Origin of the sequence: Kribbella sp. NBC_00482, assembly GCF_036013725.1 — a bacterium.
GTDB lineage: Bacteria > Actinomycetota > Actinomycetes > Propionibacteriales > Kribbellaceae > Kribbella.
This window is the reverse complement of the sequence record NZ_CP107881.1, coordinates 7,290,648-7,310,106: the sequence shown is the minus strand read 5'-3', so window position 1 is coordinate 7,310,106 and position 19,459 is coordinate 7,290,648. Positions and strand designations below refer to the sequence as shown.

The following is a 19,459-nucleotide window of genomic DNA, read 5'->3' as shown; positions in this document are numbered from 1 at the left end:
CATGTCGGTCGTCCCCGAATCTGTCCCCGAATATGTCGCCGAACGTGTGGCTGAGCGGGTCACGGACCCGGCGATCCTGGCCGCGGCGATCGCGGCCACAGCCAGGCAGTCGCAGTACGCCGACCTGCTGCCATGGCGCCCGGCGAGCCTGGCCCAGGGGCACGCTGGGATCGCCGTCCTCAGCGCCGAGCTCGACCACCGCGACCCAGGACACGGCTGGGACGAGGTGGGGCACCGGCAGCTCGCCGCCGCCGCGCAGGCAGCTGATCCGCACGATGTCTCGCTCTTCTCCGGCTTGGCGGGAATCGGATTCGCGGCACTCCAGTTGGCGGGCGGACGTCCGCGGTACGAGCGTCTGCTGAAGACGGTCGACGGAGTACTGGCACCGTACGTCGAGGACGCGGCGACGCGGTTGGCGTGCGCGGACGGATGCGCTGCCTCCGACCACGACCTCGTGTCGGGCCTGACCGGGGTGGGGGTCTACCTGCTTGCTCGTGGTGGGGACGACGAGGTCCTGCGCCAGGCCCTGCCGGGTCTTGCCCGGTTGCTGTCCGACGGCGGGCATCCTCGACGTTGGCACACGCCGTACGAGCTGGCGGCCGGGTCGCTGCGTACGGCGTATCCGGGTGGGCATCACAACTGCGGCCTCGCCCACGGCGCACCGGGGCCATTGGCCTTGCTCTCCCTCGCCGTCCAGGCCGGCGTAGAGGTGCCGGAGAGCAGAGACGCGATTACAGCCACGGCCGACTGGCTCGCCGCCCACCGGACCGGGACTCCCGAGGCGCCGGACTGGCCCGACGCCATCCCCCTCGACGCCGCCCTCGATGCCGGCTCCGGCTCCGCTGGTTCTGGCCGGGCGGCTTGGTGTTATGGAGCGGTTGGGGTGGCCCGGAGTCTTTGGCTGGCTGGAAGCGCGCTGCAGCGGGAGGACTGGCGGGAGCTTGCGGCGACCACGATCCGTGGGATCGCGCGACGGCGGCCGGAGGAGTGGTGGCTGTCCACTCCGACGTTCTGCCACGGCAGCGCGGGACTGCTCCAGGTACTGCGCCGGTTCGCGGCCGACCTCGCCGACCCGGAGCTCGCCCGGACTGCCGAAACACTGGCCGCCGACCTGGCAGCGGGCTACGACCCCGACTCCCTGCTCGGAGTGCGCGGTGTCGAGCCCGGCGGCGTCCTCGTCGATCACCCGGGTCTGCTGGACGGAGCGCCGGGAGTTGCGCTCGCCCTGCTCGATCTGCCGGCCGGCGACAACGGCTGGGACCGAATGTTCCTGCTGTCATGACCGCCGAGCCGCTCTACCGTCCACTGAGCAGGCTGATCGTCCGCGCGCCACTGCTACCGGCAGCGACCTTCGCCGACCTCGGCGAGCAGTTCGACATCGAGCGGTGGTGGGCCGATCCCGAGGTCGAGTTCGCGGTGACGGTCGCCTCGCCGGACCTGGCCGCTGCGTTGACCCCTTCCGCGGCCAAGGCGTCCGCCTCGGCACAGGCCGCGCTGCAGCGGTATCTGATCCGTGCGGCGACCCGACCTACGCCGTTCGGTGGCTTCGCTGCGGTCGGCATCGCGCACTGGTCGGAGCGCACCGACCTCGAGGTCGATGCGATCAGACGGCCGACCCGCACGCGGCCGGACATGCAGTGGCTGTCGAAGGTGGTCGGTGAGGTGGACCGGGATCCGCAGCTGTGCGTGTACGCCAACACCTGTGCCTTCGAGCACGCCGGCCGGATCTACCTCGCGGACCCTGGCACGGGCGGCGTCCGATCCGGGCCCGATGTGTCGGTGCGCGCAACACCGGTGGTACGTCGAACTCTCGCGCTGGCCCGGGGGAGTGCGATCGCTGTTGGCGAACTGCGCCGACTTGTTCTCGCCGAACGCCCGTCCGCGTCCCCCGGGAAGGTCGACCAGTTGCTCGACGAGCTGACCGAACAGCAGTTCCTGCTGCCCGCGCTGCTACCGCCACTCATCGGTGACCCGCTGGCTCGCCTCGTGAGCATCGTGACCCCGATGGCCGGCGGCTGCTCCGGGCGGCTGACAGAAGTCGCCGCGGCCTGCCGCAACGTTGACCTCGTCCCCGCGAGCGCGGCAACCGCAGCACTCCGGGACGCGAGGTCGCTCCTGGGCTCGCGCGGCGATGCGACGTCGTCGTCGGGCGCCGACGTCCAGGTGGACACCGGTCTCCCGCTGGTCCGGACAGGGGTCGCGGCAGCAGTTGCCGACGAGGTCGCCCGCGCCGTCGATGTCCTCTTCGGACTGCACCCGAACCCTGACTGGTCACCGCTGGCCGGCTACCGCGCCGCCTTCCACAACCGGTACGGCGACGACTGCCGCGTGCCCCTGCTCGAGTTGCTCGATCCGCGGTTCGGCCTCGGTCCGCCGTCCGCGCACCCCGGCCACGACAGCGCGGCCGCCGACCATCGAACGGAGATACTGCGGGACCTCGCGACCGGAGCGATCCGCGACGGCAGCCACGAGGTCTTCGTCGACGACGTGTTGATCGAGCGGATGTCGAACGGTCTGGAGCCCGAGCACCTGCCGGTGTCGGTCGAGCTGAGCGTCTTCGTCGCAGCCCGCAGCCGGACGGCGATCGACCGGGGCGACTACCTGTTGATGATCGGGCCGAACCTCGGTGCGCCGGAGGCGGGACGAGGGCTCGGCCGCTTCGCCGACCTGCTCGGCGCGGACGCGCGCGACCTGTTGACGGAGGTGGTTGCAGCGGAGACCGCCGTACGCAGAGCTGATGCCGTGGTGGCTGAGTTGGTCTACCGGCCGCTGCGGACACGGTCGGCCAATGTCGCCGTACGACCGTTGGTGCGCGACTACGAACTGGCGGTCGGGGTGGCGCCGACGCTTGCGCCCGATCGGGTGGTGCAGGTGGACGAGTTGTCGCTCGGGCTGGTCGACGGGCGATTCGAGGTGTGGTGGGACGTGGTCGATCGGCCACTGGTCCTCACCGCCGGGCACATGCTGAATCCGGCGGCCGCTCCGCCGGTCTGCCGGGCGCTGCTGGAGCTGACGTCGGACGGTACGGCGTACCTCCCGGCCTTCGACTGGGGGCCGATGGCTGGGATACCTTTCCTGCCACGGGTTCGCCACGGCCGGGTGGTGCTCTCGCCGGCCCAGTGGCGGCTCGGGCCCTGCGATCCCGGCGACGCGTGGCTGGACGCGTGGCGTGAGCGGTGGAATGTCCCGCGGCTGGTCTATCTGGCCAGCGCCGACAACCGGCTGCTGCTGGATCTGGACGACCGTTCGCATCAGGCCCAGATACGGGAGGCGTTGGATCGGCAGGGTTCGTTGATCGTCCAGGAGGCATTACCGGGTCCTGAGGACGGCTGGTTGCCCGGTCCGCGCGGCAAGCTGATCGCGGAGCTCGTCGTACCTCTCGTGCGGGCCCGACCGGCAGCGCGGGTCAGCAGCCGCCGGGCTCCGCTGCTCCGGGAAGATTCGCAGGTACTGCGCCCGCCGGGGTCCGATTGGCTGTACTTCGCACTCGACGGCCCGCAACGGACCGAGGACGAACTGCTCGTCGGCTCGCTCGGCGCGCTGGCCGGTGGGTTCGTCGAACGCGGAGATGCCGACGGCTGGTTCTTCGTCCGGTACGCCGAGCCGGACCGGCAACTGCGCATCCGTATCCACGGCGAACCGGCGGTCCTGGTAGACAAGGTCCTGCCCGAGGTGAGCCGGTGGGCGGCCCACGCCATCGCATCCGGAGCCCGGACGCGCTTCGAACTACGAACCTACGAGCGCGAGATCGCACGGTACGGCGGCCCCGGGACGACCGCGATCTGCGAGGCGATCGCCTGCCGCGACAGCGCGGCGGTCCGCGATCTCCTGAGGGTCGGCCAACAGTTCGACCGAGTGGACCTGGGGCTGGTCAGCATCGCCGACCTGCTGTGCTCACTGACCAATCACGACGACACCGAGCGAGCCCGCTGGTCCCAGCAGCTCGCCGGCCAGACTCCCTCAGCCGGCCTCCGGTTCCGCGAGACCAAACACCACCTCAGATGCCTGCTCCAGCGGCCCGATCCAAGCTGGCAACCGGTCACCGAGATCCTGGCCGGCCGTCGCGTCGCTCTCACCCCGCTGGTCGCATCCCTCCACTCCCAGTGGACCGACGGCACCGCACTCCACCCACCCGAATCCCTCGCTGCCAGTCTCGTCCACCTGCACGCCAACCGCCTTGGCCTCGACCACGCCACAGAACACCTGACCCTCGGCCTCCTCACCCGCACCCTCCGCTCGCTCGCCGCCTTCGGCGCTACTTCTTGAGGTTGTCGATGTGGGACTTGGCCTTGAGCAGGTCTCTGGTGGTGGCCTTGCCGTCCTCTGCCTTGGCCATGACCTCGAGGATGGAGTCGAGCTGGCCCTGGATGAGCGCCTTCTCCAGCTGGGTCAGGACGATCGGTCCGTTCGCCTTCTCCCACTCGTCGGCTTCGTACAGCAGGGTGTAGATCTCGATCGCCGCGTTGACCATCCAGGAGGCCTTCACATCCGCGACGCTGGTGCCGTTCACGAGTTGCTGGTACACGGTGAAGGAGTGCCAGACGTCGTCCTTGGTTTGGTAATGCATGTTCGCGGGCTGTTGCTCCTTGGCGATGATCCATCGATCGAGCCGGTCGCGCCGATACCGCAACAGCGCCCCCATCCAGGCGCGGGACTCGCGGAACGAGCGGTTGAGGAACGGCTCGAGGTCGGCTTCGCGCTTGAGCGCACCGGCACTCCCCTTGAGCAGCTCCGCGCCGAGCATCCGGCCCTGGTTCTCGGCGATCATGTCGTTGAGCGAGTCCTGCCCGAACACCTCGAACCCTTCGAGGTGCCACAGTTCGTAGGCCAGGAACAGCTCGCGCAGAGCGAGCTGGTTCTGGGCCGCGTACTTGACTCCTGTGGCCCAGTGCATGAGCTGGGAGATGTTCTTGCCGCCGCCGCGGACGTCGGCGTCGAAGTCGATATCCGTGTTCGGCTCACCGATCAGGAACGGGATGTCCAGGTAGCGGAGGGCGGCGGCGGAGTTCTCCACGCTCAGGATGTCCGTCGCGGCGCCCAGTTTCGACGGCAGCGCGAGGAGGTTCCGGAACATCGGCAGCCCCTTCAGCCGGTCGAGCTGGGCGGGTAGTTCCTGCTTGTTGAGCCAGCTGATCGCTTTGCGCTCCCACATGTTCGCCGGCAGACGCCAAGCACCGCCCTTCGTTCGCACCACCAGTTCGTCGCGACCACCGATGTGCGCGATCGCTTCCTCGAGCGGGGCGCCGATCCGCTCCTCGGCCGCCTCCTTGCCCTTGGCCGCCGTGGGGGAGGCGAAGTAGTCGGCGAGGTACTTGGTCGTCAGCCGCGTGTAGAAGTCCGAACCCGTATCGATGCTGCCCGGGACCTTCGCACGCGCGGCGGCCTCCGTCTTGATGAACGCCAGCACTTCCAGGGTCTTGGCCTCGGCGTCCTTGTTGTTCCGGTTGGTGGGCTGCATCCCGAGCAACCAGAGGGCGTACTCCAGCTCGGATCCGCGCATCTCGGACTTGAGACGGTCCGGCAGCCACTCGTGGTAGAGCTCGGTGTAGTACGACTTGAGCATGTTGAGCTGAAGGACATCGCGGCCGAAAGGCAGGAAGACCGCGTAAACGGCCTCCTCGTCGGTCCCGGCACGCTCCACTGCCTTCCGCACACGTTGCGCTGTGGCGATCCATTCGGCCTCGGTCGCCGGCAGGGTGGTCGCGATCGCCTGGTCGCTGGTCGGGTCGCCCAGGTTGATGAGCTGGAGCGCGTACTCGAGCTCGCCGCCGCTGAAGTCGCCGCGGATGTCCGCCACCAGCTCGCCCTTGTACTTCTGCCGGTACTTGTCCTGGGCCCGCTTGATCGCGTCCGGATCCCGCCGGAGCCGTTGCAAGGCGCGGTACACGCCCTCCTCGTCCGTCCCCCAACCCTCGACGCCCTTCCGCACGTCCCGGGTGATGCGGTCGTAGTCGAGTGTGTCCGCGAAGACCGGGGCCGCCGCGGCGGGGGCCGCGACCTGGCGGCGGATCGGCGCGCCGGGCTGGGAGCGCTGCTGCGTCACATGCACCAGCTCGTGGGCGAGCAGGTGCCGGCCGGCCGCGTCGTACGGCGCGTACTCCCCGCGGCCGAAGACGATGTCGTTGCCGACCGTGTAGGCCCGCGCACCGAGCCGAGCCGCCGACTCGGAACTCTGCGGGCCGGTGTGGATCCGGACCTGCGCGAGTCCTGCTCCCAACCGCGGCTCGAAGAAGGCGCGCGTCGAGGCCGGCAGCGGTGCCCCTGTCGCGCCGACCGACGCGTCGTCAGCGGTCGATCGGTTCGCGCTGCCGTGCGGCGTGTTGCCGACGACCTGCTCGGCCCGCCGATCGGCGTCCACCTCGCTCGGATCGTCCACCCGCCCGACCGCTCCAGGCTCCTCGCCTGCCAGCAACCGCCGTACCCCTTGATTCCCGATCTGCCGCTGCAGGCTGAGCATCGGCGGGTCACGCCGAGGACGCGCCGACTCACGCCCAGACTCCGCCGCCGGCGCAGGCCGAACCACCTGAGCCTTCCGCTCAAAGGTCGTCATGGCCAGCGCCCCCCAGCCTCTTCGTCACCCCTACCGCGAGTCTGCGCCCGTTCAAACTCCCAGACAACCACTGAGACCTTCACCAAAACCCGTACTCGACCGGCACCTACCCAGAGATCACCTCAGCGCATCGGTACGGGCGAGGTACGGGCAGAGCGGCAGCAGCGACGGTTCCTAGGCTCGACCGCTTGATCTCGAACGTCCCACTGAGAGGAACTCACGTGCGCAAAAAGCTCGTCGGCATCCTGGTCGCGGTCACGGTCCTGTTCGGCGGTGCCGTCCTCGCCGAGCCGGCTTCGGCGGCCACCGCCCCCTGCCGGCAGAACATCTACGGCCCGGGGGGCACCGGCTCCTGCGTGAAGGCGATCCAGAGCCTCGCCAACGTGCTGTCCATCAGCAACTCCGGCCGCAGCGAAGCCGGCCCGATCGCCATCGACAGCATCTACGGCGACCAGACGATGAACGCCATCATGAAGATCCAGCGCGCCGCCCGCGCCGCGAACCACCCGAACACCAAGGTCGACGGCTGGGTCGGCGCCCAGACCTGGACGGTCCTTTGCTACTACGGCGCGTTCTGGGGCGACGACACCAAGGCCAGGGACGCCTACCGCTGGGCTAAGTCCTACGCCTGCTGACGAAGTCGCGTACCGCTGCCGGGCCGGTGGGTCCCACCTGCCCGGCACCGCGGTACGGTCACCTGGCATTTCCGACGTCGGCAGCCTGATCGGCACCGCGGTCTCCTGACGCAGGTTCGAGGACGACGACGGGGATCTGACGGTCGGTGCGTTGCTGGTAGCGCCCGTACCCTCCGTGGATCTTGACGATCTCTTCCCACAGCGCCACTCGTTCGGGGCCGGTTGCGGTGCGCGCGATCAGGGGGCGGGTCGTGCCGCGCAGTGTGACCTGGACTTCGGGATCGGCGCGCAGGTTGTGGTACCACGCGGGATGCCGGTCGTCGCCGCCGAATGACGCCACCAGCACGACGCGGTCGTCGTCGGCAATCGGCGCTGTGAGGATGGTGGTCCGTCGCTGCCCCGTCTTCCGGCCGATGGTCAGGAGCCCGACCACCGTCATACCCGCGGCCCGGCCGAACACCCGGCCCTTCGACCGGAAGAACACGGCCCCGTGCAACTTGGTAAAGGCTCTGTAGAGCGCGTCCTTGGCTCGCATCATGATCACCTCAGTATGGCGGCGTCTGTGCGGCGCGTGCTTCCTCGATCATCGTCTACTCCAGACCGTAAGCTCGAAGGGCGTTGCCGCGGCCCAGCATTTCGACGTAGCGACGCGCGTCGGCTGCGCCGATCAGATCGTCGGCCAGCCACTCGTCGAGCACCCGGCCGACGGCGCGGCGCCAGAGCCACGATCCGCACGCGTACAGCTCGGGCAGACCGAACGCGTCCGAGGCGTAGAGCACCTTGTGCAGCGGCGCGATCTCCAGCGACTCCCGCACGAGCGTCTGGCTGGACGGGCCGGTATGGCTGACTGCGGCACTGGTGTCCAGCCAAACATGCGGGAAGAGCTGCGCGAGAATCCCGGCCTGACGGATGTACGGGTAGCAGTGCAGCAACATCAGCCGAGCGCCCGTCGTACGTGTCGCGTGCGCGAACCCGGTGAGGTGGGACGGATCGCAGCGGTGCAGCACGATGTCCGGGTCGCCGTAGCCGACGTGCAATTGGATCGGTTGACGGAGTTCCACCGCCCGCCACAACAAGTGCCGCAGCAGCACTGGGTCCGCGAGACGCGTCGGTGAGCCTGCCTCGATTGCCGTCAGCCAGCGGCCCGCGGCCGCGGTTACCTGAGCAGGTTCCGGTGGGGCCGGGTCGAAGTCGAGACCGTACCGGTAGGCGATGATCGACTTGACGCCGACGGCGTTTGCGGCGGCCGCCTCCAGCGCGTCGTCGAACGCGCTGGCGAAGCCGGCGGCAGTACAGCCCGGCGCGATCGACTCGGCGAGCGCTTCCAGGCGCACGATCTCCTCGGTAGCCGCGCCGGTCAGGGTCGCCATCTCGTCCGGCGTCATGACCGTCGAAGCCCGGAAGCCGGTGTCGAGCAGGTACCGCTCGGTTCCGCTCGAAGCCAGTAGCCGCGCGCTGACCTCCGTGCCACCCAGCTCGCCGCGGCGCCGAAGATACTCCTCCGCGGTGCAATGCCGCGGCAGGTCGAGCAACGGCGCGCACACCGAGCGCACCGTGATCCCGAACGGGTTGTCGAACACCTACGTACCGGGTGGGGCAGGCCAGTCCGATTCGGTGGCCAGCAGCTCCACCTCCGCATCGGTCGCGGTGCCGGTCTGTACGCCGTGGCAGTGGTGGTCGATCAGCGGCAACTCGGCGACGCTTTCACCAGCTCGCATGACCGGCCGTCCTTGATCGCTCATGCCGACCACGCGAACCGCAACCGATCGGCCACTGCGGACGGATCCTGTCCTTCGAAAGCGGTCACCTCGTGCCGCCGTACGGCCAGCAGCGCGGACAGCAGGCCTGCGCCGAGGATGTGTTTGGCCTCGGCCGACTCCTGGAGCGCGTCCAGCGCCGCGGTCTGATCGGTAGGCAGCGTCCGGTGCTGCACGTCGGCCGGATGAGTGGAGACCTCGGCCGGCAGCGGGGTCCTGCGCCGCAGTCCGTCCACGATCAGTCCGAGCACGACCGCGGTCGCGAGGTAGGGGTTGGCGGACGGGTCGACACATTTGACCTCGAGGTTGGCGCTGCCTGCCTCGACCGCGCACAGACGCACTGCGGCCTCGCGGTTCTCCAGTCCCCAGCAGGCGAACGCGCCCGACCAGTGCCCGGGAAGCAGCCGCTGACCCGACAGCACGGACCCGGCGAGCACGCCGACCACGCCGGGCAGCCCGGCGAGGATGCCGCCGATCGCCGACTCGCCCTCCACGGTCAGCCCGTGCGGTCCGGTCCCTCCGGACAGCATCGGCGTACCGTCGCGATCGAGTGAGACATGGATGTGGGCCCCGTTGCCGCTACCACCCGCGAACGGCACCGGCGAGAACGACACGGCAAGCCCTGCGCGCCGCGCCGCGCGGCCGATCACGATGCGAGCCACTACCACCAGGTCGGCCGCGGCGACCGGATCGGTGGGGGAGAAGGAGATTTCGTACTGGTCGTCGCCGTACTCGGCATGGCACTGCTCGACGTCGAGCCCGGCGGTTCGGCAGTCGTCGAGCAGTCGCAGGAGGAAGTCCTCCCGGTCCAGCCCTGCGGTCAGGCCGTAGCAGTTCCACGGGCGTTCGGTCAGAGCCGCGCCGTCGGCGGCGGTGAGTACGAACTCGACCTCGCAGCCGACGGTGGCGGTCACGCCGAGTGATGCCAACTCGTCCGCTGTTTCTCGTAGCCGCCCGCGTGTGCACAGCAGCGAAGGCGAGCCGGACTGATCATGGAACTCGGCCGGCGCCCAGGCCAGGCCGCCGCCGAGCACGCGCAGCGCGCGCAGGTCGGGACGCAGCCGCTGGTCACCGACCACGCCCAGCTCAGGCGTGAACGCGATGCCGTTGTCGATGCAGAAGACATGCCAGCTCGGTGCGGCCCCCAGCCCGGACCGGTGCGTCTCCGCGATCTTCTCGCGCGGCACGAACTTCGCGCGAGGCACGCCACCGGGATCGACGGCGGTCACCGCGAGCGCGGTGACCGCGGCCCGGGCGAGGTCGGCGTCGAGCTCAACGAGCTCGCCATCGCCGAGGACGGGAAGGAGATGCGAGGCCATAGAAGAAACCGTCTCACCCCACCCGCCGGTTGCCCTCGTTCGCCCCGACAAGACGGCCCCCGCGTGTCTCGTGCGCCCAGGCTTCGGACTCGGCCGAGCCGGAGGAGGTGGAATGACATAACGTCACGTCAGTTGAGTGTTGCCCTCTGCTAGATGTCTGTTTGACGTTGGTCAGGCGTCGGTCAGGGCCGTCGCCGAGTCGCGGACGACGAGCTCGGGCTCGGGATCGGTGATGATGCCGCCGGTGCACGGGCGTCCCGCCATCAGCTCGTACAGCCCGTGGACGCCGGCCCGGCCGAGCTCGTACATGGGCATCCGGACTGCGGTCACGGCTGGGCGCAGGTGTTCCATCAGGCCGACGTCGTGGATCCCGACCACAGACAGCTGGTCGGGTACGGCGATGCCGAGGTCCCGGGCGGCGGCCAGCACCCCGACGGCGCTCATGATGTTGTTCACCACGACCGCGGTCGGCGCGGCCGGCAGTTGCAGGGCCTGTCGCAGCCCGTCGGCACCGGCCTGCTCACCGAATCCGGTGGCCAGGTGCGGCGCCGGTTCCAGCCCGGCCTGCTGCATCTCCTGCTGATACCCGAGGTAGCGCTGCCGGAACGCGTGTCCGGTCGCCCCGCCGATGAAGACGATCCGGCGATGGCGCAGGTTGAGCAGGAATCGGGTCGCGATCTCGCCCGCGCGGCAGTCGTCGATGCCGACCCAAGGGTGGTCCTGGGCGTAGTCCAGGGTGAGGATCGGCTTGGGATGGGAGCGAAGCTCGGCCATCACGTCGTCGTCGAACAGCCGGTCGTCCCGGATCAGGATGCCGTCGACGGTGCCGTGGCTGAGTAGCCGGGTGACGAACTGGCTGCCTGAGCGCATCGTCTCGGCGTCGCCGAGCAGGACGGTCCCGCCGCGCTCGGCCGCGGCCCCGTAGACGCCGCGCAGCAGGTGGGCGTAGACGGGATTGTCGAGCTTGTGGAGGATCAGCGCGATCATGCCGGTGCGGTTGAGCCGCAGGGACCGGGCTGCTTGGTTGGGCTGGTAGTCGAGGCTCTCCATCGCCTGGATGACCCGCGCACGGGTGGCCTCGCTCATCCGGGTGTGGGTCGTGCCGTTGATCACGGCCGACACCACCGCGACCGATACCCCCGCTGTGCGGGCGATGTCCTGTTGCGTTGCCACGCTTGCGCGCCTCCCTCGAGCCGTTGACGTAACGTCTCAACCAAGCCTACGGTGAATTAACGATACGTCACCTAAGAGGCCTCGGTTCGGAAGGACTCACCGAACACGCTCATGTGTCAGAAGGAGATGGGATGCAACGGAGACTTCTTCGGCCGAGCACTCGCCGCCGTGCCCATGCGTGGGCTGCGACGACAGTCGCGCTGGCTCTGATGATGACGGGTCTGTCGCCGGCCCGGGCCGCCACGTCCGACATGTCGGATCTCGGTGAGCTGCTCGACCTGACGCGTCCGGGGCTCGCCCGCGTGGCGGCGGAGCTTGCCGCCGGCGATGAGGCGGGCGCCGCGGCCGAGCTAAAGGTCTACTACGCGGGCCGCACGGGCATCGAGTACCCGGGTGTGGGCGGGGGAGGAGGTGGCGACGCGCCCGCTGACGAACTGGCGGCGGGGACCTTCCGGTTCGGCACCGTGACCCGTGACTTCTACGACGATGCCGCGCAGCGGATCGACGTGGACTGGGCGGATGCCTGGGGCGGGACGGAGACCGCGCCAGGGAGCGCACAGGTTCTGATGAGTGACTTCGCGTTCATGTCGACGCTGACGAGCGCTTATCTGAAGGAGAGCGACCCGCAGAAGCGTGCGGCGTACGCGTCGGCGTGGATGGACATCTCACTGGACTTCTTCGCCGACAATCCGAGCTGGCCGCAGAACCGCAACCTGTCGGGCGGTAAGCGGCTGACCCAGCTCGTCAGCGCGTTCTCCGTCTTCCGCACGGAGCCGAGCATCGACGCGAATGACCTCGTGGCGTACCTGTCCGGCGTGCACGCGACGACGGATCTCCTCGCGACTGTGCTGCAGATCCATGTCGGAAACAACTGGTATGTCTCGATGGCCCGCGCGATCTACGTCACGGCGGTCTATCTGCCCGAGTTCACGGCGTCCTTCGTCTGGGAGCCGTTCGTGGTGCGCTCTGTCGAGCGGTTCCTGCGTGCCTGGGTGAAGGGCGACGGCGTGTACCGCGAGCCGACGTTCAACTATCAGGCCTACGTGGCGGATCTGATCAACACGATGATCGACATAGCGGATGCCAACGGGCGAACCCTTCCCCACGGGATTGTTCGGTCAGCGGATTGGATCGCGGATGCGCTGTTCGCGACCCGTCAGCCGAATCTCGAGACCGCGCTCGTCGGTGATTCTCCGAACACGGACGCGGGCGAGAGCGCGATTCGGAGGACCGGTGAGCGTAATTCCTGGTCCGACTTCACCTGGGTCGCCTCCGGGCGCACCGAGGGCACCGTCCCGACGCTGTCGTCCACCGTGTTTCCGATCAGCTATGCGGTCCAGCGGTCCGGGTGGGACGCCGACGCGCGGTACATGCTGATCAACAACCAGAACTCCAGCTATACGGCCTCCCATCGGCATCCCGACGACCTCAGCCTGGTGATGGCGGCGTACGGGCGTCCGCTGATCGTCGACCCCGGAGCGGGGGACTACAGCGCGACCCCGACGAACGACTGGATGCGCCGTACGACCGAGGCGCACAACACCATCGAGGTCGACGGACAACCGCAGCCCGCCGGCCTGCCCCGCTCGACGTCGCTGTGGCGCTCGAACGCGGGCCTCGATATCTACCGCGGTAAGACGCAGGCCTACCGGCCGATCGCGCACGATCGCGTCGTCTACTTCGTCAAGCCCGGCTTCTGGGTCGTGTCCGACGACCTCACGGGTGCCACCGGCGCGCACGACTACCGGCAGCTCTGGCACTTCCCTGGCGATCCGGTCACCGTCGACCCGAACACGAACGTCGCCACGGTCGGGTTCGACACCGTGCCCGGCGCCGCACCGGTTGCCGGCGTGCAGCTCGTCCCCGTGGCCCGACCCGGCGCCGATGTCACGTCGAGCGTCCACAAGAACGGCGCCGTCCGCGTGGGCGAGCAGGTTCTCACCGACGTCGACTACCTGTCGTACGACTGGTCCGCCACCGGCGCCACAGGTGTGGACACGGTCGTAGTTCCCGGCAAGGCCGGCGCCGCGCCCTCGGTGAAGGCGTCGCGCATCGATCTGCCCCAGGTGGATCACTCCGTGGCGAGCGCGATGGAGATCGACCTGTCGAAGGCGACCGGCCGCTTCTACCTGTCGCGCGAGGCGGTTCCCACGTCGAGGAAGTTCGGGGCTGCCGCGACCGACGCCGAGACTGCCTACCTCGAGCGTGCGAACAAGGGCGGCGGGCTGACGCGGTACGCGCTGACCCAGGGATCGTCGCTGGTCGACGACGGGGACACCGTCATCAAAGCCTCCGGAGTTGTGTCGGACGTCAGTGTGGAACTGCAGGGCGCTACCGCCCAGATCTCGCTCGGGGACCCGTTCACCGGCACCCTTTCGATCAACGCGCCGAAGGTACGCGCGGTGAAGATCAACGGCACCCCGACCGCGTTCACCCGTACCGGCAACCTCGTCACCGTCTCGCCCAAGGCTGCCTTCGCCCCGAAGCCGTTGCTCAACGAGGAGTTCACCGACGCGAGCCTGGACAGCACCGTCTATGACTTCAATGGCTCGCTTGACGGCTGGACGCCAGTGCAGGGCACCTGGACGCTGGGCGGCGCGCAGCCTGACACGCAGCTGGTGCAGACCTCGAGTACGGACACGCAGTCGTTGGCGGTGCAGCAGGACGTACCGGACGACGTGGTCGTGACTGCCGACGTAGTTCCGGGGACACGAAACCAGACGACGGCAACGACCGGTCTCGCGTTCCGCTACCACGATTCCCGCAACTACTACCGGGCCGATGTTGTCAGTACATCGGGCGGCGCGAAGCTGCAGCTCGTGAAGGTTTACAACGCGACGTCCACGCTTCTCGCGGAGACGGAGCTGCCCATCAACGCAGACAGCGCGCACACGCTGACCGTCTCCGCAGTCGGGAAGCATCTGAGCGCCGCAGTGGGCAACACGTCGATCTCCGCAGACGACACGCAATTGCCGACGGGTGGCGCCGCCGCCTCCACGAATGGCCGGGCCGCGGCCTTTGACAACATCACGATCAAGGAAGGGCTCGACCAGGCCAATTGGCGGGGCATCGCAGGAAAGGTGTCCGTCAACTCGGGTCAGTTGAAGCTCACGCCTACCGATGGCAGGGCGCACATACTGGCCGACTCGACACTGCCGTCACGCTTCTCCGAGACGTGCGACTATGCCGCGCACGCCACGGTCACGATCAATGGATCCGTCGGCACCGCAGGCATCTCGCTGCGAGACACCTCGGACTCCTATGGGTACCGGATCCACCTCGGCAAGACGAGCAGTAGAACTCAGTACGCGAGTATCGTTCGGGAGGCTCACGCGTCGGGTCCGGTCACGGTGGGCACGGTATCCCTCAGCAACCCGTTGACAGGTCCCGTCGAACTTGGTGCAGCGATCCGCGGTGACCGTATCACCGTCACGTTGAACGGCGTTCAGATCCTGGAGGGTCGCGACACCGTTGTCCGGAGCGGCGGCGTTGGGCTCTACGCATCCACGGAGAGCACGTTCGAGAACGTCACTGTCGCACGCTCCTGCGAGCGAAAGCGCGTCCGTCCAAGTGTTCCCGGCGCAGGCCGGCCCCCAGGTCCACAGGATTGATCTGATGGACAGCCGCGTTGATCGGTGGCGAGGGCGGGTGCGGTTACGCTGGCGGGCATGACCACGCTCAAGGACGTTGCGAAGCGGGCCGGGGTGTCCACGGCCGTGGTTTCCGCGGTGATCTCCGGGGCTCGCGGCAACATCCGGATGAGCGAGGCGACCAGGCTGCGCGTCGAGCAGGCGATCCAGGACACGGGCTATCGCGTCAACCACGCCGCGAAGTCGCTGAGACTGTCCAGATCGGGAGTGATCGCAGCGGTGGTGCCGAAGATCGCGAACCCGGTCTTCGAGCTGGCGATTCGTGGCATGCATGCGGCCGCCGAGGAACACGGTGACGTGCTGTTGCTGGCCGACGCACTGTGGATCGAGCCGGGCAGCCACCTGATGAGCCGGATCGTCGGCACGGGCATGGTCGACGGGGTGTTGTTGCGGTCCACCCAATGGGGGACCGAGACCTCCGAGGAACTCACCAAGCGGTCGATCCCGTACGTGATCCTGCAGAACCCGCGACCTGACGACTCCGTGTCGGTGTGGATCGACGACGCGGCCGGGATCGGTCTGGCCACGACGCACCTGCTGGGTCTCGGGCACCGCCGCATCGCACTGGTCGGCGGCCCCGTCGTCCCGATCGCCAGTAGCGTCCGGGTCGACGGCTACCGCTCGGCGTTGCGGGCAGCGGGTGTGCGCTTCGACCGGTCGCTGATCAAGCAGGTCGGCTATGAGCTGCCGGACCTGGCGGCCGCGACGCGCGAGCTCCTGGGCTCGGCCCGGCCGCCGTCCGCCCTCATCATCGACAACATCGTCGCGGCACCGGGAGCGATCGCGGCGGTCATCGATCTCGGCCTGCGGATTCCCGCCGATCTGTCGATCGTCGTGTACCAGGATCTGCCCATCGCCGACGCCATTCGGCCGGCACCGAGCACGGTCAGGATGCCTGTGCAGCAAGCCGGAATGCGCGCCTATACGACACTGCGCCGGATGATCGACGGCCGCCGCGTCCAGTCGGCACTGGTGACGCGGCCGGCGCCGAAACTGATCGATCGAGGATCGACGGCACGGTACGCCGGCTGAGCGTCCACCTGCTGAGAGGTCACCGTTGACGCACTCGCGAGACCTTGATTAACCGATGAATCATCGGCATGATGCTCGCCGTAGCTCCGAATCGACCGTAAGCCCACCGCTGCTCGGGATGGGCTGGACAGGGAATTCTTCATGGTTCACGTCGTTCTCGTCTCCGGCTGGCAAACCGTCAACATCGGCGACGTCGCCCATACGCCGGGCGCGCTCCGAGCCTTTCAGCGCTACGCACCGGAAGTGAAGCTGACGCTGTGGGCTCGCAGCATCGACGAGCGCGTACGGCAGATGCTCCGCCGCTACTTTCCGGACGTCGAGATCGTCGAGGACCGGGTCGTGCCCGGCGAGCCGCTCAGCCCGGAGCTTGAACAGTTGTTTGCCGAAGGCGACCTTTTGGTCCACGGGTCGGGGCCATCGCTCGTTGCCCAGGTGGAGGTCGCCGAATGGCATCGGCGGACCGGAAAGCCGCATGGGATTTTCGGGGTGACAGTAGATCCGCTCCGGCCGTACGGCTCGACGCTGGCCCGGGCGGCGAGCATGGTCAGCGCGATCGACGGTGACCTGCTCACCGAGCTCGAGCGCGAGGTGCTCGACACGGCCGCGTTCGTCTACTGCCGGGACTCGTTGACCGAGCGGTTCCTCGCCGGCCAGGACCTCGGGGCGCCCACGATCGCGTTCGGTCCGGACGCCACCGTGATGTTCGACGTGGTCGACGACGGCGACGGTCAGGCGGTCCTCGCGGAGTACGGGTTGAAGCCCGGACGCTTCCTGTGCGTCGTACCGCGGCTGCGTTTCACGCCGTACCACCAGATCCGGAACTACCCACCCGCGGCCGAGGATGTTCGCCGTACGGCCTACAACGCGGGCTATCTGAAGTCCGACTTGGACGTTCTGCGGCAGACCGTGATCGGCTGGGTGCGAGCCACTGGGGAGCGGGCGCTCGTCGTGCCGGAGATGAGCTACGCGATGGGAGTCGCCGAGGCCGAGTTCGCGGGGACCTTCCCGGCCGACGTGGCCGACCTGGTCCACATCCTGCCGCGGTTCTGGGACCTGACCGAGGCGGCCGCGGTGTACCGGCGGGCCGGCGCGGTCGTGAGCATGGAGTGCCACTCACCTCTGATCGCGTTGGCGGAAGGTGTTCCGTCGGTCTACCTGCGGCAGCCGACCGACACGATCAAGGGCCAGATGTACAACGATCTCGGCCTGCCGCTGATCGAGCTGGGACCTGGGGCCGCCGCTGCCGCCGGGCAACTCGTGCAGAAGATCGTCGACGACCGGCCGGCCGCGGCCGAACGCGCCCAGGAGACGCGGGACGGCGCGCAGGAGCGCGTGCGGGGGATGGTCGAGGCCGCCATCGCAGCGGTCGGCAGCAGGATCCGCTGATGTCGTCGGGGATCAAGGTGCGGCCGGCGGCCGGCGCGGATCCCGGTGCGCCTGCCGCCCGCGAGACTCGCCTCCGCGGGCAGCTCGCGGCCCGGTGGCACCGGGACCGGGTGCTGCTCGTGCTCGCGGTGCCGGGAGTGATCGTCCTGGTGGTGTTCCACTACCTGCCGCTGCTGGGCAACGTGATCGCCTTCCAGGACTACCAGCCGTTCCTCGGCATCAGCGGATCGGATTTCGTTGGCCTGAGCAACTTCTCGGTCATCTTCGACGGTGACCCGGAGTTCCTCAACGCGCTCGTGAACACCTTGATCATCACGATGGTCCAGGTGCTGTTCGTGTTCCCGGTGCCGATCGCGCTGGCCCTGGTCCTCAACTCGATGCTGAACGAACGAGCCAAGCGGCTGACGCAGTCGATCCTCTACCTGCCGCACTTCCTGTCCTGGGTCATCGTCGTGGCGCTGTTCCAGCAGATGTTCGGCAACGGCGGAATGCTGAACGAGTGGCTGCGTTCCGCGGACCTGGGATCCTTCCGGATCATCGGCGTACCGGAGCTGTTCAAACTGCTGATCACGTCGCAGGTGATCTGGAAGGACACCGGATGGTCGACCATCATCTTCCTGGCCGCGCTCTCCAAGGTCGACCTGAACCTGTACGAGGCGGCGGCGATCGACCGGGCCGGCCCGCTTCGGCAGCTGTGGCACGTCACGCTGCCCGCGATCCGGCCCGTGATCGTACTGCTGCTGATCCTGCGGCTGGGTGATTCGCTCACGGTCGGTTTCGAGCAGATCCTCCTGCAGCAGGGTCCGGTCGGCGCGCAGGCTTCCGAAGTGCTCGACACCTACGTCTACAACAACGGGATCATCGGCGGGAACTGGGGTGTCTCGGCCGCGGTCGGCTTGGTGAAGGGCCTCGTCGGCGTGGTTCTCGTACTCGGGGCGAACCGGCTCGCCCACGCCATGGGGGAGCGGGGGGTGTACTCGAAATGACCGGACTGCTGGAGACCACCGCTGAACGCCGGGCTCGGCGCAACCGTCAACCGGCCTCGGACGAGCGGCCCGCCTGGATGGGCCGGCAACCGCGCTGGGCGACCGCGGCGCGCGGTGGACTGCTGACCGTCGCCTGCCTCGCGGTGATCGTCCCGTTCGTCGCCGTCGTGATGACGAGTCTGGCGCCGCAACGCGACATCAGCGCACGCGGTGGACTTGTCCTCTTCACCAGCGAGCCGTCGCTCGCGGCGTACCGGGCCGTTCTGTCGGGAGGCGTGGTGACGCGGGCCCTCAGCGTGTCGGTCGTGGTCACCGCTGTGGGCACTGTCCTGTCGCTGGCCTGCACCATCATGCTCGCGTACGCCCTGTCGCGGCCGGGATCGCTGTTGCACAAGCCCATCCTGCTGATGACGCTGTTCACCCTCTTGTTCAATCCGGGCATGATCCCGATGTACCTGATCGTCAAGCAGCTCGGCCTGATCGACAACCTGGCGGCGTTGATCCTGCCGGTGGTGGTCAACGCCTTCAACGTGATCGTGATGCGGTCCTTCTTCCTCGAGCTTCCCAGTGAGCTGACCGAGTCGGCGAAGATCGACGGGGCCGGCGAACTCCGGATCCTCGCCTTCATCGTCCTGCCGCTCTCGAAGGCCGTCGTCGCGGTGGTCGGCTTGTTCTACGCCGTCGCCTACTGGAATGCGTTCTTCTCTGCCCTGCTCTACCTGCCGTCGCCGGAGAAGTGGCCGCTGCAGCTGGTCCTGCGAACGTTCGTCGTGAACCAGACGCCGCTCGGTACGGACGAGCTCTCGGCGTCGACCGAGTCGCTGCCACCCCAGGCATCGATCCAGATGGCGATTCTGGTCATGTCCGTCATCCCGATCCTGATCATCTACCCGTTCATCCAGAAGCACTTCAGCAAGGGACTTCTGATCGGCGCCGTCAAAGGCTGATCGACCGGACGCCCGCCATGAGGA

General features: G+C 68.4%; 14 protein-coding genes. 8 read left to right on the top strand and 6 right to left on the bottom strand.

The window, feature by feature from the left end; translation table 11 throughout:
• Position 1: 1 nt before the first annotated feature.
• Positions 2–1,282, top strand: coding sequence for a lanthionine synthetase C family protein (locus OHB24_RS35460; RefSeq protein WP_327635272.1), 1,281 nt, complete (start codon positions 2–4; stop codon positions 1,280–1,282).
• Positions 1,279–4,266 carry a lantibiotic dehydratase gene (locus OHB24_RS35455; protein WP_327635271.1) on the top strand — a complete coding sequence of 996 codons (2,988 nt, stop codon included), beginning with the start codon at positions 1,279–1,281 and terminating at the stop codon, positions 4,264–4,266. The genes OHB24_RS35460 and OHB24_RS35455 overlap by 4 nt, the downstream gene beginning before the upstream one ends.
• On the opposite strand, the gene OHB24_RS35450 is transcribed toward OHB24_RS35455, so the two are convergent.
• Positions 4,256–6,550, bottom strand: coding sequence for an eCIS core domain-containing protein (locus tag OHB24_RS35450; RefSeq protein WP_327635270.1), 2,295 nt, complete (start codon positions 6,548–6,550; stop codon positions 4,256–4,258). The two genes, OHB24_RS35455 and OHB24_RS35450, sit on opposite strands and share 11 nt — an antisense overlap.
• A 221-nt stretch (positions 6,551–6,771) precedes the next feature.
• On the opposite strand from OHB24_RS35450, the gene OHB24_RS35445 reads away from it, so the two are divergent.
• Complete coding sequence (locus tag OHB24_RS35445) at positions 6,772–7,185, top strand: peptidoglycan-binding domain-containing protein (protein WP_327635269.1); 414 nt, start codon at positions 6,772–6,774, stop codon at positions 7,183–7,185.
• Between the two features lie 58 nt (positions 7,186–7,243).
• Here the strand turns inward: OHB24_RS35445 and OHB24_RS35440 are convergent, their stop codons facing one another.
• From OHB24_RS35440 to OHB24_RS35420, 5 genes are all read right to left on the bottom strand, one after another.
• On the bottom strand, positions 7,244–7,720 hold the full coding sequence (locus tag OHB24_RS35440) for a nitroreductase family deazaflavin-dependent oxidoreductase (RefSeq protein WP_327635268.1): 477 nt from the start codon (positions 7,718–7,720) through the stop codon (positions 7,244–7,246).
• Between the two features lie 55 nt (positions 7,721–7,775).
• Entirely contained in the window at positions 7,776–8,765 is a 990-nt protein-coding gene (locus OHB24_RS35435; RefSeq protein WP_327635267.1) for an amidohydrolase family protein, read from the bottom strand.
• Positions 8,766–8,903 (bottom strand): hypothetical protein, encoded by a 138-nt coding sequence (locus OHB24_RS35430; RefSeq protein WP_327635266.1) that lies wholly within the window; start codon positions 8,901–8,903, stop codon positions 8,766–8,768. It abuts the gene before it with no gap.
• A gap of 20 nt (positions 8,904–8,923) precedes the next feature.
• The gene (locus OHB24_RS35425) at positions 8,924–10,261 is read right to left on the bottom strand and encodes a glutamine synthetase family protein (RefSeq protein ID WP_327635265.1); all 1,338 of its coding nucleotides are present in this window, start codon (positions 10,259–10,261) and stop codon (positions 8,924–8,926) included.
• 171 nt (positions 10,262–10,432) lie between these two features.
• Positions 10,433–11,434: a LacI family DNA-binding transcriptional regulator gene (locus tag OHB24_RS35420; RefSeq protein WP_327635264.1), complete on the bottom strand. Its 1,002-nt coding sequence runs from the start codon at positions 11,432–11,434 to the stop codon at positions 10,433–10,435.
• Positions 11,435–11,565: 131 nt separating this feature from the next.
• Between OHB24_RS35420 and OHB24_RS35415 the strand changes: the two genes are divergently transcribed.
• From OHB24_RS35415 to OHB24_RS35395, 5 genes are all read left to right on the top strand, one after another.
• On the top strand, positions 11,566–15,045 hold the full coding sequence (locus OHB24_RS35415; RefSeq protein WP_327635263.1) for an alginate lyase family protein: 3,480 nt from the start codon (positions 11,566–11,568) through the stop codon (positions 15,043–15,045).
• Positions 15,046–15,102: 57 nt separating this feature from the next.
• Positions 15,103–16,116, top strand: a complete 1,014-nt coding sequence (locus OHB24_RS35410; protein WP_327635262.1) for a LacI family DNA-binding transcriptional regulator — start codon at positions 15,103–15,105, stop codon at positions 16,114–16,116.
• A 141-nt stretch (positions 16,117–16,257) separates the two neighbouring features.
• Complete coding sequence (locus tag OHB24_RS35405) at positions 16,258–17,502, top strand: polysaccharide pyruvyl transferase family protein (protein WP_327635261.1); 1,245 nt, start codon at positions 16,258–16,260, stop codon at positions 17,500–17,502.
• Positions 17,502–18,488 (top strand): ABC transporter permease, encoded by a 987-nt coding sequence (locus OHB24_RS35400; RefSeq protein WP_327635260.1) that lies wholly within the window; start codon positions 17,502–17,504, stop codon positions 18,486–18,488. The genes OHB24_RS35405 and OHB24_RS35400 overlap by 1 nt, the downstream gene beginning before the upstream one ends.
• Positions 18,485–19,435, top strand: coding sequence for a carbohydrate ABC transporter permease (locus OHB24_RS35395; RefSeq protein ID WP_327635259.1), 951 nt, complete (start codon positions 18,485–18,487; stop codon positions 19,433–19,435). Before OHB24_RS35400 ends, OHB24_RS35395 begins: the two co-directional genes overlap by 4 nt.
• Positions 19,436–19,459 lie beyond the last annotated feature (24 nt).

What these genes read in the sequence shown, in the direction of transcription:
- OHB24_RS35460 (WP_327635272.1), top strand. Translation starts at nt 2, where the DNA reads ATGTCGGTCGTCCCCGAATCTGTCCCCGAATATGTCGCCGAACGTGTG.
- OHB24_RS35455 (WP_327635271.1), top strand. Translation starts at nt 1,279, where the DNA reads ATGACCGCCGAGCCGCTCTACCGTCCACTGAGCAGGCTGATCGTCCGC.
- OHB24_RS35450 (WP_327635270.1), bottom strand. Translation starts at nt 6,550, where the DNA reads ATGACGACCTTTGAGCGGAAGGCTCAGGTGGTTCGGCCTGCGCCGGCG.
- OHB24_RS35440 (WP_327635268.1), bottom strand. Translation starts at nt 7,720, where the DNA reads ATGCGAGCCAAGGACGCGCTCTACAGAGCCTTTACCAAGTTGCACGGG.
- OHB24_RS35430 (WP_327635266.1), bottom strand. Translation starts at nt 8,903, where the DNA reads ATGCGAGCTGGTGAAAGCGTCGCCGAGTTGCCGCTGATCGACCACCAC.
- OHB24_RS35425 (WP_327635265.1), bottom strand. Translation starts at nt 10,261, where the DNA reads ATGGCCTCGCATCTCCTTCCCGTCCTCGGCGATGGCGAGCTCGTTGAG.
- OHB24_RS35415 (WP_327635263.1), top strand. Translation starts at nt 11,566, where the DNA reads ATGCAACGGAGACTTCTTCGGCCGAGCACTCGCCGCCGTGCCCATGCG.
- OHB24_RS35410 (WP_327635262.1), top strand. Translation starts at nt 15,103, where the DNA reads ATGACCACGCTCAAGGACGTTGCGAAGCGGGCCGGGGTGTCCACGGCC.
- OHB24_RS35405 (WP_327635261.1), top strand. Translation starts at nt 16,258, where the DNA reads ATGGTTCACGTCGTTCTCGTCTCCGGCTGGCAAACCGTCAACATCGGC.
- OHB24_RS35400 (WP_327635260.1), top strand. Translation starts at nt 17,502, where the DNA reads ATGTCGTCGGGGATCAAGGTGCGGCCGGCGGCCGGCGCGGATCCCGGT.
- OHB24_RS35395 (WP_327635259.1), top strand. Translation starts at nt 18,485, where the DNA reads ATGACCGGACTGCTGGAGACCACCGCTGAACGCCGGGCTCGGCGCAAC.